Source organism: Psychrobacter sp. Sarcosine-02u-2 (assembly GCF_002836335.1).
GTDB lineage: Bacteria > Pseudomonadota > Gammaproteobacteria > Pseudomonadales > Moraxellaceae > Psychrobacter > Psychrobacter faecalis.
Genome location: NZ_CM009136.1, coordinates 1 through 11,462, shown reverse-complemented (window position 1 = coordinate 11,462; position 11,462 = coordinate 1). Strand labels below are relative to the sequence as shown.

At 37.0% G+C, this 11,462-nt stretch carries 13 protein-coding genes and 1 pseudogene; 11 read left to right on the top strand and 3 right to left on the bottom strand.

The window, feature by feature from the left end; all coding sequences use genetic code 11:
* Position 1: 1 nt before the first annotated feature.
* Both CXF58_RS00070 and CXF58_RS00065 read right to left on the bottom strand, forming a co-directional pair.
* The gene (locus tag CXF58_RS00070; protein WP_102076199.1) at positions 2-397 is read right to left on the bottom strand and encodes a hypothetical protein; all 396 of its coding nucleotides are present in this window, start codon (positions 395-397) and stop codon (positions 2-4) included.
* Between the two features lie 82 nt (positions 398-479).
* The gene (locus CXF58_RS00065) at positions 480-854 is read right to left on the bottom strand and encodes a hypothetical protein (RefSeq protein ID WP_102076198.1); all 375 of its coding nucleotides are present in this window, start codon (positions 852-854) and stop codon (positions 480-482) included.
* Positions 855-1,286: 432 nt separating this feature from the next.
* Here CXF58_RS00065 and CXF58_RS00060 point away from each other — a divergent pair, with 432 nt between their 5' ends.
* The 8 genes and pseudogenes from CXF58_RS00060 (at position 1,287) to CXF58_RS00025 (ending at position 5,970) form a co-directional block, all read left to right on the top strand.
* A complete protein-coding gene (locus CXF58_RS00060) occupies positions 1,287-1,694 on the top strand; it encodes a hypothetical protein (protein WP_102076197.1) in 408 nt (135 codons plus the stop codon).
* Positions 1,695-1,761: 67 nt separating this feature from the next.
* Positions 1,762-2,022, top strand: a complete 261-nt coding sequence (locus CXF58_RS00055; RefSeq protein ID WP_102076196.1) for a hypothetical protein — start codon at positions 1,762-1,764, stop codon at positions 2,020-2,022.
* A gap of 104 nt (positions 2,023-2,126) precedes the next feature.
* Positions 2,127-2,282: pseudogene (locus CXF58_RS00050) on the top strand (type II toxin-antitoxin system RelB/DinJ family antitoxin); the annotation flags it as partial.
* Positions 2,283-2,323: 41 nt separating this feature from the next.
* Positions 2,324-2,608, top strand: a complete 285-nt coding sequence (locus CXF58_RS00045) for a BrnT family toxin (RefSeq protein ID WP_180952478.1) — start codon at positions 2,324-2,326, stop codon at positions 2,606-2,608.
* Positions 2,595-2,891 (top strand): hypothetical protein, encoded by a 297-nt coding sequence (locus CXF58_RS00040; RefSeq protein WP_228706490.1) that lies wholly within the window; start codon positions 2,595-2,597, stop codon positions 2,889-2,891. The genes CXF58_RS00045 and CXF58_RS00040 overlap by 14 nt, the downstream gene beginning before the upstream one ends.
* A 107-nt stretch (positions 2,892-2,998) precedes the next feature.
* Positions 2,999-3,949 carry an ABC-three component system protein gene (locus CXF58_RS00035; RefSeq protein ID WP_102076195.1) on the top strand — a complete coding sequence of 317 codons (951 nt, stop codon included), beginning with the start codon at positions 2,999-3,001 and terminating at the stop codon, positions 3,947-3,949.
* Positions 3,942-4,193, top strand: coding sequence for an ABC-three component system middle component 8 (locus CXF58_RS14105; RefSeq protein WP_102076194.1), 252 nt, complete (start codon positions 3,942-3,944; stop codon positions 4,191-4,193). Before CXF58_RS00035 ends, CXF58_RS14105 begins: the two co-directional genes overlap by 8 nt.
* The gene (locus tag CXF58_RS00025) at positions 4,180-5,970 is read left to right on the top strand and encodes a DUF2326 domain-containing protein (RefSeq protein ID WP_102076193.1); all 1,791 of its coding nucleotides are present in this window, start codon (positions 4,180-4,182) and stop codon (positions 5,968-5,970) included. The genes CXF58_RS14105 and CXF58_RS00025 overlap by 14 nt, the downstream gene beginning before the upstream one ends.
* Before the next feature lie 53 nt (positions 5,971-6,023).
* On the opposite strand, the gene CXF58_RS00020 is transcribed toward CXF58_RS00025, so the two are convergent.
* The gene (locus CXF58_RS00020) at positions 6,024-6,536 is read right to left on the bottom strand and encodes a plasmid replication DNA-binding protein (protein WP_102076192.1); all 513 of its coding nucleotides are present in this window, start codon (positions 6,534-6,536) and stop codon (positions 6,024-6,026) included.
* 653 nt (positions 6,537-7,189) lie between these two features.
* Here CXF58_RS00020 and repM point away from each other — a divergent pair.
* The 3 genes from repM (at position 7,190) to CXF58_RS00005 (ending at position 11,403) form a co-directional block, all read left to right on the top strand.
* Positions 7,190-8,179, top strand: coding sequence for a replication initiation protein RepM (gene repM, locus CXF58_RS00015; protein WP_102076191.1), 990 nt, complete (start codon positions 7,190-7,192; stop codon positions 8,177-8,179).
* The gene (locus CXF58_RS00010) at positions 8,176-8,532 is read left to right on the top strand and encodes a hypothetical protein (protein WP_102076190.1); all 357 of its coding nucleotides are present in this window, start codon (positions 8,176-8,178) and stop codon (positions 8,530-8,532) included. The genes repM and CXF58_RS00010 overlap by 4 nt, the downstream gene beginning before the upstream one ends.
* A gap of 75 nt (positions 8,533-8,607) precedes the next feature.
* Entirely contained in the window at positions 8,608-11,403 is a 2,796-nt protein-coding gene (locus tag CXF58_RS00005) for a DNA methyltransferase (RefSeq protein ID WP_102076189.1), read from the top strand.
* Positions 11,404-11,462: the final 59 nt, after the last annotated feature.

The following is an 11,462-nucleotide window of genomic DNA, read 5'->3' as shown; positions in this document are numbered from 1 at the left end:
TTTAGTGGGCAAAATCAGCTAAATTAACAGTAAATGTTGGGATAACCCTAAACTGGTCAGAAGTTTCGAATAAAAAGCATATATCGGTTTTATACTTTTCTGCTACTTTTTTAGCTATATCTAGGGCTTCGGAAAAGTCCTCAAACCTTAATCCCAAATCTGGTATTTTTGCATAAGCTATATTTGTTTGATCAGGCGTATCTTCAAATTTAGCTACAAACTCATCAGATTCTACGATATTTATAATATAGCCTAGAAACTCACTATCATTAGGAAGATCAAATTCTTTGTAGATTTCTTCAATAGGTCTTTCGCTAATATTGAGCTTTTCTAACCTTCTTTTCTTAGCTTCTGCTTCACGCTGTTCTTTAGTACCTCTACTCTTTGCTTGTCCCATACGATCACCTCTTGAGTTGAATATTAGTCATTAGTATATTCATGGCAAATTGAAGAATAAAATTATTTAGTTAAAGCAATTATTAATCCAAACTATTGTATGCTTTTATTCCTGCTTTATCGACCAATCTTTGAGCATTGGAAACCTTATTAGGGGCTGCTACCTCTCTTAGTATTAATAACGATTCTAGCACTATCGGCATCAAAGCCTTGACCATATCATTCTGATTTGATGTGCTCTCTACTGCCTTTGACCCTTCATCGTCCGACTGCAATAAGTGCAAAATCTCACTAATATCTCCTTTCATAAACTGAAGGTCTTCAAGAAAGTTATTGGTATCTGACTCCAGCTTTTTCTTTAAGTAGCCACCAGGCGTTTGCCCTGCCTCTGCTGCTATCGCTTCTAGCTTTAGGTAGATTTCTGGCTTTAATCTAAATGATACGGTAGGGGTACTCATGATTATCCTTGTTTGCAGATTGCATACAGTAATATACCATATAAATCAGCTACTTAAATTAATTTTGTTTGCACTTTGCATGCAGAAAAAAGCATTTTAAATCAGGTAAGTTACTGATTTAAAATGCTTTTTTTCATCCCTTTAGGGTGCGTAAGGTGTAGTCATTAAATTGAATAATTTAATGACCAAAAAGCAGGTAGAAAAATCGGTTATTTTCTACCTGTAGTAAGCCTTTTTAGCTAAAAAGGCTTATAAGAGCGTTACTACTGCAATTCTACTGCGAAATAGCTGCATTATTACTGCATAAGTGAGGCAAATAACCTATAATGATGCGATTATACTGCATATCCGCTGCATTATTGCTGCGTAATGACTGCAATTCTACTGCAAAAGACGGGTAATCAATGTTGGTGCTCTTATAGGTGAATAACGATGGCTAAAAGAACAAAATTTTCAAAATTTCGGTCGCTGTATGAGGTAATCGAAGGTTTGCTTGATACCTACACTCATGAAGGGGTCGTTGAGATACTGGCTAAAAGCCATGATTTGGAGTTGTCGGTTTCCACGCTAAGGAGCTATCTCTACCGCTATAAAAAACAGTCAAAGGAATTATCTGTAGCTACAGATAATGCTAATAGTGGGCTTGAGGTAAAGCATGATTTTACTGAACAAAATTTAATTAGTTCACAAGGCAATGAGTCAATCCAAGAGAACGATACAAATAGTGATGATTCTAAAAGTGACAACCAAGACGATGAAGAAATAGATTACGATGCCTTGTTAGAGGAAATGAAAAGAAAAGCTGTAATCAAAAGCAATAGATCTCTTCTTGATAGGTAAGTCATTGATAGTAAATAAATAAAAAATTCATAAAGGGACATTTTCCTAGTGTAAAAAGGAGTAATTTATGAGTATTGAAGGCATATCAGTAGCAAGTAACCATTTCATGATGTTTGAAGAGGCGCAACGAGAATACCACCGTCAAATGGGGCGTCTTAACACCTTTGGTTTAGAAAACGAAGCTCATAGCGATAGCATACGTAAAAAAATGTTTGAGCTAAAAGATGAGGAACGTTTGCTAAGAGAATGTAGCGCGAGCGAACTCTACGTCATACAAAAAGAGCTAAGACAGAAAATTGATGATTTCCTGCGTGGATTGGATGGATAGCGCGTTACTATCACTATTCATGAAAGTCCAAAGCCCTAAAATTATTGAATTAACGTTACTTATCGCTTATATTGAATGTACATAAATAAGCGATAAGTAATGCTATGAGCACAACCAATTATAATATCCGTCTCGATCAAGAATTAAAAGATAAGGCGTTTTCGGTGCTGGAGGGCTATGGTTTAACGCCTTCTCAGGCCATTAAGCTGTTTTTGCATCAGGTCGCAGAAACCAATAGCATACCGCTGTCTTTTGATTATCAAACAATGCCTAGCACTAATACGCTTGAAGACGGTGATCAATGATTGAATTTGAATGGGATGAACAGAAAAATAGCAGTAATCAACGCAAGCATGGCTTATCCTTTGAAGAAGCAGCTCGGGTATTTTTTGATCCTTTGTGTTTGCGTCAGCAAGACCGATATGAAAATGGTGAAGAGCGGTGGCAAGCACTTGGCGCAGTGAATGGGGTTGCGGTATTACTGGTCGCTCATACTCAAAGAGATAGTGAGGGTGGTGAGGTTATCCGTATTATATCAGCACGACGTGCCACCAAGGTTGAAAGGAGGTTTTATGAACAAGGTTAGCTATAAAGCAAATGAATTGCCGTCTTTAAGCGCTGAGCAAGAAGCCAACTTGCAACGATTGGCGATGCTTTCAGATGATGATATAGATTTGTCTGATATGCCTGAAGTGACGGATTGGTCGGGCGCGACTCGTGGTAGTGTGATGCCAGATGATCATATGGTCGGTGCCAGTATCGTGAGTCCTAGTATCATTGCTAGATTCCAGGATAAGGCGAAAAAGACCGGCGGAAACTACCAAGATATGATTAACGATGCGCTAGAAGAGTATTTGTTAGATCATTAGCATGAATACATTATTGATTCCGCTAGGATAGCGGAATCATCCACCTAAATACTTTCTGTATCTATTTGAAGCCTTACCTTTCTAAGTTAGTAACCTTAAGGAATAAAATGTTCCATTACCATGATATGAACTCTGGAGAGTTTGAAGAGTTAGTTATTTTGATATGCAAAGAAATTTTGGGTGAAGGAACGCAAGGATTCTCCTCAGGTCGTGATGGAGGTAGGGATGCAAAGTTTCACGGGATAGCAGACTTATATCCAAGTAAACGATCACCTTGGGAAGGAATTACAATAATACAAGCTAAGCACACTAACGGGATTGATAAGTCTTACAATGATACAGGGTTTTTCAGTGCCACCTCTAAAACCTGTACTGTGGCTAAAGAAGTAAAAAAAATTGTGAAGCTTATTGAGGAGAAAGAGCTTGATAGCTACATGCTCTTTGCTAATCGTAAGTTGTCTGGTGGCACTCAAGCTGAAATCACAAGTTATCTAGCTAATGAAACAGGCTTAGATCTAGGTAGGATTGCCGTATTAGGAAGAGATGACCTTAATATATGGTTAGGAAAATATAGATACATGGTGGATATGGTTAATTTAACGCCACTTACTAAAGCACCCATTATTCGACCTAGTGATTTAGCAGATTTAATTGAGGAGTTCGCTAAGGTTTTTGATAGCAAGGCCGTTATTAACAACTTTTCACCCATAGTAAGGACTACCTACGCTGAGAAAAATATAATTAATAATATGCGGGAAGATATTGCAGAATATCTTAGAAAGCAATATATGATGTATATGCAACAAATAGATCTCTTTTTAAAAGATCCTATGAATCAATCATTGCAAAATCAATATCAAGAGGCTGTCGAAGAGTTTCAAATTAAATTTATAATTCCTAGAAAGAGGGAGCTCGAATACTTCGATGATATATTTGATGAGTTAGTGGAATTGTTAGTTAATAGAGATAGTTTTTTAAATCGAAATATACAATTGACTAGAATCATGGTGTTCTATATGTACTGGAACTGTGACATAGGAGACGCTGACAATGATTAGCCCTAACAAGCATAACCATCCAGATCAGACGCTGGTTTATACAAGCTATCTTATGCTAAATAAGCTACGTAAAGAGCGTGTCTTAAACTATGATGTATTACTAAAATACGTTAAGGAAAACATTACTAGTGGCGAGTTTCTGTTCATGCCATCGTTGAATTTCCTATACCTTTTAGGATTGATAGAATATAAAACCAGAACAGACTCAATCGAATATATAGAAAAAAAATATGAAAATATCTAAGCTTTATAGCAACAAACCCATGGTTTTCACGCCTATCTTTTTTAACGATGGGTTTAATGTTGTGCTTGGTAATATCACAGACTCAAAAAATATTAATAGAGATACTCATAACTTAGGAAAAACCACATTAGTAAAGCTTTTAGACTTTATGCTCTTGGTTAAGAGAGATAATGGACAGTTCTTGTTTAAAAATTTCGAAGTCTTTAAAGACTTTGTTTTTTTTCTAGAAATTGCATTGAATGATGGAGGTTTTTTAACTATCCGACGTAGTGTGGCTACTAACACCAAAATAAGCTTTAAATCTCATAATGAAAAACATCAGGATTTTAGGCAATCTTCTGACGAGTTCTGGGATCACCACAATGTTGCCCTTGATAAAGCCAAGATTCTGTTAGAAGGTAAGTTGCGCTTTGATGTACTAGGTAATTATCATTATCGCAAGATAACTGGTTATCTTGTGCGAACTCAAGGTGACTTCAGGTCGGTTTTTAAATTAGATAAACATAGAGGGAAAGATATAGATTGGAAGCCTTATATGGCTGATTTGCTAGGATTTGATGGCGACCTTGCCACTGAGCATTACAACAAGCAAATTGAAGTTTCAAAACTGAAAGAACAGATATCAACGCTTTCTTTCTTTGACACCAAGAATGCCAGTCAAGAACTAAGTGGTATTAACAATAAAATTCTCCTTCGTAGTACAGAGCTTGGTAAATTGAAAGCGTTCGTTGATGCTTTTAATTTCAGTGAGTCAGATCAAAATGCTATTGAGCTGCTTGTTAGCAGAGTCGATCAAGAGATTGCTGATAAAAACATACTTGAATATAGTTTAAAAAATAATATTAATCGCATTAGAGAGTCACTAAATACAGAAAATATAAAATTCAACACTGAAAAGGTAATGAACTTATTTAGTGAAGCTAATGTGATATTCCCCGATCAAATAAGCAAGAGTTTCGACCAGTTAATAGAGTTTAATAAAGCTATTACGGACGAAAGAAACCTATATTTAAGGGAAGAATTAAGAAGCCTACAAGTAGAGCTAGCTGATATCCAGCGAGATTTAATTGCTCTTAATGAATCTAGAGCAAGTCATTTAAACTTCTTAACAGAGACAGAATTAGTAATAAAATTCAAGGAGTCTAATAGGAATATATCTAACATTCAAGGGGATATAGCTTTCCTAGAACACCAGAAAGAGACTATAGAAAGGATATTATCTCTAGAAAATAATATAAAAAAGCTAGATGCTGAGCTAGAATCAACTGAAGAGCTTTTACAAAAAAATGTAAGTGACGTACATCAAAACTCTGAAAATATATTTGCAAAAATTCGTATTTATTTTAACGATATTATCTCTCAGGTTTTAGATAAAGAAGGGTCTATTGTTGTTTTTCTAAACAAACAAGGGAACTTTGAGTTTGAGGCAAACTATCAAAATAAGAACGGCGATAGCACTAGTGAGGGTGATGGGGATAGTTACCAAAAACTACTATGTATAGCTTTTGATTTAGCTGTATCGCTAGCTTATATAGAAAACAACTATCCAAGATTTATATACCTTGATGGTGCCTTCGAGGGTTTAGATCATCGCAAAAAAACTATTTTATTAGAGGTATTACGTACCTATAGCAATCAAGGTCTACAAATCATTATTACTTCTATCAGCTCAGAAGTAATAGGTATGCCTGTCCCAGTGTTTACACCAGAAGAGATTATACTCAAATTGCATGATGATGGTCAAAACGGTAGATTATTTAAAATTCCTATCTGGTGATAATTCTTAAGTGTCTTGTATCTTACTGCCATAAACTCCTAATCATTAAAACACTAAAATTCCCACCATCTTTTTTTCTTCTGGGTCGTCGCTACGCTTAAGTCATCTGTTTTTTCTTTCTCTTGGGCTAGTGGCGGCGGCTCATAGCCCTGCTCAAATTTTTTAAATTCTAGTAGCCTAGCTTGGGCAAAATCCTGAATACTGGCGTTGGCTTTATCCAGTGTTTTGTTAAGCTGACCGATCTGCTGCTGATAATTTTCTATCACCTTCTTTTGATCGCTCACTTGTTGGCTAAGATGTTCGTTCTTAAGCTTTTCGAGTGCTAACTGGTGTTCAATGTCTGTACTGTACTGAACACTTTGACTGTTCAGCGGTGTACTTTGGACAGTGTTCATTGAACGTTCAGTACGTTTTTTAGAAATCGGCTCTCCAAACACTCGCAACATTTCTGCAATGTCTATTTTCTTGTCTGCGGTTCTGGAAAGCTCACCATTATTGACTTTCTGGTAGATTGTTGTTCTTGATACACCCCATTCTTTTGCTGCTTTCGTCACCGATATGTTCATGGTTCACCTAGTGTTCAAGTACGTTTTTAATGGCTGTTCAGTACAACTGTTCAGAACGTTCAGTGAACAACTATCGCATTAACTTGACTATGAGGCAAATTAAATATTTAAACCCAATGACTGTAGGACACAAGCACAAAACTTGATGGATTTCATTTATTCAGACCTCTGATCTCATAAGTAGAGTAGGTTTAAATCCCTTTTGTATCAATGCTACAGAAGGGATTTTTGCTTATTAAAGTTCAATACAATGTACATCATATTTTAGTATCAATAGGTCTGCAATTAAACCTCATTCATATAATAGTATATAACGTGACTTTGATGAGGATAAAGGTAATAAGGCTGATATGAGTTATTTTTTTGAAGAAACTTTACTAAATAATAAGTAAAAAGGTTTTTAATGTTTTTAATAGTTTTTAAAAGCTTTTAGGTTAGCTACAGAGCTTACCAGTAAAGGACTCTGGAGCTGATAAAGCTACCTTTTACGACCCATAAAGCTACCTTTTACGACCCATAAAGCTACCTTTTACGACCCATAAAGCTACCTTTTACGACCTTATAGATACTTTTTAATTGCTATTGTAGCGATATATATTTAATGTTATGGTTATGCTTAATTTATACATTGTTCAATTACAGGCAAGACAGCCATGACCAAAAAACAAATAGTTTCTAAAGATAACGATTTGATGGGCGCAAGTTATAGCTTAGGAGTGGCAGAGCAGCGGCTTATATTCCTAGCAATCATTGAAGCAAGAGAGCAAAACAAGCTGATTGATGTAGGTAAACCTTTGCGCCTTTACGCTAAAAGCTATGAGCAGCAATTCAGTGTAGAAAAACATACTGCATACGAAGCCATGAAACGTGCAGTTAACGGGTTGTATGAAGCAGGATTTAGTTACGACAAGATAGAAGAGGCGAGCGGTAAGAACATACATTATAAAAGCCGTTGGGTAGAGAAGATTGCTTATGCTGATGAACTGGGCTGTGTTGAGCTAACTTTTGCGAGTGATGTTATTCCGCTAATAACACGCCTTGATAGCTGCTATACCGAATATGAGTTAAGGCAAGTAAGTAGCTTGCAAAGTGAATATGCCATTAGATTATATGAATTAATGATACGTTGGCGCTCAGTGGGTAAAACCAATAAGATAATGATTGATAATTTACGCTCGATGCTAGGGGTTGAGCCTAATAAATACAAACAGATGAATAATTTTAAAGCAAAAGTATTAGACCATGCTATAAAGCAGATTAACGATCATACGGACATTACAGCTACTTATGAGCAGCATAAGCAAGGGCGTCAGATTGCAGGCTTTACCTTTAGGTTTAAAATTAAGGAAAAAGATACGAAACCTCTTGGCATAGTAAGAGATCCTCATAGTATCGATTGGATAAACGGTGTTACAGATGAAGAGGTTAAAGGTATGACTCCAGCGCAAGCAGATAAGTATGCGGAGCTACTACACCAAGAACCCTCAATCGTAGGTAACTGGTCAGATTGTGATAGCTACTTTAAAGCTAAGATGAAGCTGAAAAAACAACTACAAGAGCCTAGGTATGTTAGAGAGTACATGACTCATTTGCTGAGTTGCAGTGACCCTTTCAGCCCTAAACTCATAGGATTACAAAAATGATTAATTATTTTGAAAAGTTAACGAAGCAACAAGAAGCAATTCGGACTACATTGATAGATTTTTTTCCACATTTACCTATTCAATTTTATCCATATGTTGTTTATAAATACGATAAAAAACAGCTAGTAAGCTTTTGCAGATTTTTTAACGACTGGTGGTCACTACACAAGATGTTTTACCCAGATGACTCGAATGATGAAGGTTTTTTCCATAACATGATAGATAAAAAGTATGCAGATTACAGTACTGCAATGGATATAAGTTTTCTACAACAGCAGTCAGACGTCATATCTGATGCTGATTTATTGGATGAATGTATTGATGAATTTTGGGATAAATTTAGAAGTAAATAAGAATTAAGCTTCAAACAGTCAAAATGATGAGTATTATTAGCAGCAATTCTATTAAACAAAACAGTAAGGCTACCAATGAGTTTAGACTATCAGCATATCCGTGAGCAGCTACACCGTATTATCCATGATTATAAAGACGCTGAGGGATATGAGAGGGGTCAAAGTCAGAATTTTTGGACACAAATATTTAACGCTTATGGTGTATCAGGTCAAGTACAGCTCAAAGCGTTTGAGCATCGTCTAAAAGATGATAAATCTCAAAAGTATGTTGATGCATTTATTCCTAAACTGGTCATGATTGAACAAAAAAGCCGTGGTCTTGATCTTAATAAAGCTTATAACCAAGTCAGCAAATACTATGAACGCCTAAGCGTAGCAGATAAGCCAAGATATATTGTGCTGTCTAACTTCGATGAACTATGGTTATTCGATATTGAAAACCCTCTGAATATCAAAGAATATAAGTGTCGGCTTGCTGATCTCCCTAAAAATGCTGAATGGTTGGACTTCTTAGCGCCAAATGCGGCAATGGCTGAGATCGTTGAAGAAAACCCGATTAACCGTCAAGCAACTGAAATGGTCGCTAAGCTGCATCAAGCGTTTATCTCCGATGGGGTCAATGCCGATGAATTAGCGCTATTCTTAACTCGACTGATCTTTTGTTTCTTTGCTGATGACACCGGCATCTTTGGCCAAAAAAACTTATTAGATGGGTTACTCACGAATGAGGCAAGGAGTGACGGTAGCAACCTTAACGAGGTATTTACCACGCTGTTTGATACTTTAAACACTAAAGATCGCTCAAGTCGCCTACCTGAAAGCTATGCAGCTTTTGCCTATATCAACGGTGATCTGTTCTCTCAGTCAATCCGTATCCCTTACTTTGATGAAAACCTCTATAACCTCGTTGTTCAGTGCAATAACCTTGATTGGAGCGAGATTAGCCCTGCTATTTTTGGTTCAATGTTCCAAAGCGTACTCGATATAGACGACACAGCCGACAGCGACGATAAACGTCGTGAGTTTGGTGCTCATTACACCAGTGAAAAGAATATTTTAAAGGTCATCAACTCCTTATTCTTACAAGAGCTGCGTGATGAGTTTTCAAAGTGCGCTAAAGACAAGCCTAGAGCCATAAAACTCTATGAAAAACTACCTACATTAAAATTCTTTGATCCTGCTTGTGGCTGTGGCAACTTCCTAATCATTGCTTACCGTGAGTTGCGACTGCTAGAAAATCAGCTGATTGCACAGATTTATGGTGATCAAAGAGGTCTGCTTGATATTAGTAGTATGTGTCAAGTCACGGTTGAGCAGTTTTATGGCATCGAGATTGAACCCCATGCGGCTCATATCGCAAGGGTGGCAATGTGGATCACGGATCACCAGCTTAACCAAGCCACTGCCGAGCGTTTTGGTACGACACGCCCTACAACGCCCATTGTGTACAGTCCACACATTACCGAGGGTAATGCCCTGCAAATTGACTGGGAGGATGTTCTAACGGCTAATGAGTGCGATTTTGTGATGGGTAATCCGCCTTTTATTGGTTATGCCTATCAAAATAAAGAACAAAAAGCTGATATGGCGCATGTGGCAATCAATATCAAAAAGTATAAGTCTTTAGATTATGTATCAGGATGGTACGTCAAAGCCATGCACTATATGCAGTCAGTCACCAAACAAGGACACCATATCGAAACGGCTTTTGTGTCTACTAACTCTATCGTTCAAGGTGAGCATGTAGCTAACTTGTGGCAGTATTTGCTTGAAAAATGTTGTGGTCATATTAATTTCGCCCACCATACGTTTAAATGGACGAATGAGGGTAAAGGTGTGGCAGGGGTGCATTGTGTAATCGTAGGCTACTCAACGCATGAGCGTAAAGATAAAGCTATCTTTAGCTATGATGATATATCCGGTGACCCTACACCAAACAAAGCAAAAATAATTAATGGTTACTTGATTGATGGAGCGTTAGTATTTTTTGATAGAGCTAAAAAGCAAGTTTCTAATGAGCTAGAAATGTCACGTGGTAATCAGCCTACGGATGGTGGTAACTTGTTGCTATCAGATGATGAGTATAAAGAATTGATTGGATTAGAGCCTATTGCTGAGAAATATATAAAGCGTTATATGATGGGTTATGAATTTCTTAATGACGTTAAGCGTTGGTGTCTCTGGTTTGATGGTTGTGATCCTTTACAGCTTAATAAAGACTTGAGAGAAATGCCGTTAGTCCAAAGCCGTATAGAAAACGTTAAAAGCTCAAGGCTATCAAGCACTAAATTAGCTACTATTAAAAAGGCTGAAACGCCTCATCTCTTTGATGAACGCAGACATACAAATAGTCCGTACATAGGATTGCCAACAGTTTCTTCTGAAAATAGGCGTTATATACCTATCGGTTTCTTAGATAAGGACATAATTGCAGGAAATAAAATATATATTATTACTAATGCTACTACCTATCACTTTGGGATTTTATCAAGTGGTATGCACAATGCTTTCATGAGGCTAACAGCGGGGCGTCTAGAAAGTCGTTATAACTATTCAAACACTATCGTTTATAACAATTTCCCATATCCTTTTGATGCTAAAGCCAAAGATAACAAAACAGTTAAAGCCAAAGACGCTATTGGATTAGCTGCTCAAGCTGTTTTAGACGCTCGTAAGCATTACCAAGACGATAGCGAGGATGCACCAACGCTTGCTAAGCTTTACAATACTTACATGATTGACCCTTACCCTGAACTAACCAAAGCTCATATCGCCCTTGATAGAGCAGTAGATAAGGCTTATGGGTACAAAGGCAAAGGGGATGATGCCAGTCGTGTAGAGTTTTTACTTAAACGCATAGCAAACATGTAAATGCACAGCCTAAAAACCCTATTAAGCTCCTGACCTTAAAAAGTCAGGAGCTTAATATC

Coding starts and splice junctions, on each gene's coding strand:
- CXF58_RS00070 (WP_102076199.1), bottom strand. CDS start 397: ATGGGACAAGCAAAGAGTAGAGGTACTAAAGAACAGCGTGAAGCAGAA.
- CXF58_RS00065 (WP_102076198.1), bottom strand. CDS start 854: ATGAGTACCCCTACCGTATCATTTAGATTAAAGCCAGAAATCTACCTA.
- CXF58_RS00060 (WP_102076197.1), top strand. CDS start 1,287: ATGGCTAAAAGAACAAAATTTTCAAAATTTCGGTCGCTGTATGAGGTA.
- CXF58_RS00055 (WP_102076196.1), top strand. CDS start 1,762: ATGAGTATTGAAGGCATATCAGTAGCAAGTAACCATTTCATGATGTTT.
- CXF58_RS00045 (WP_180952478.1), top strand. CDS start 2,324: ATGATTGAATTTGAATGGGATGAACAGAAAAATAGCAGTAATCAACGC.
- CXF58_RS00040 (WP_228706490.1), top strand. CDS start 2,595: ATGAACAAGGTTAGCTATAAAGCAAATGAATTGCCGTCTTTAAGCGCT.
- CXF58_RS00035 (WP_102076195.1), top strand. CDS start 2,999: ATGTTCCATTACCATGATATGAACTCTGGAGAGTTTGAAGAGTTAGTT.
- CXF58_RS14105 (WP_102076194.1), top strand. CDS start 3,942: ATGATTAGCCCTAACAAGCATAACCATCCAGATCAGACGCTGGTTTAT.
- CXF58_RS00025 (WP_102076193.1), top strand. CDS start 4,180: ATGAAAATATCTAAGCTTTATAGCAACAAACCCATGGTTTTCACGCCT.
- CXF58_RS00020 (WP_102076192.1), bottom strand. CDS start 6,536: ATGAACATATCGGTGACGAAAGCAGCAAAAGAATGGGGTGTATCAAGA.
- repM (WP_102076191.1), top strand. CDS start 7,190: ATGACCAAAAAACAAATAGTTTCTAAAGATAACGATTTGATGGGCGCA.
- CXF58_RS00010 (WP_102076190.1), top strand. CDS start 8,176: ATGATTAATTATTTTGAAAAGTTAACGAAGCAACAAGAAGCAATTCGG.
- CXF58_RS00005 (WP_102076189.1), top strand. CDS start 8,608: ATGAGTTTAGACTATCAGCATATCCGTGAGCAGCTACACCGTATTATC.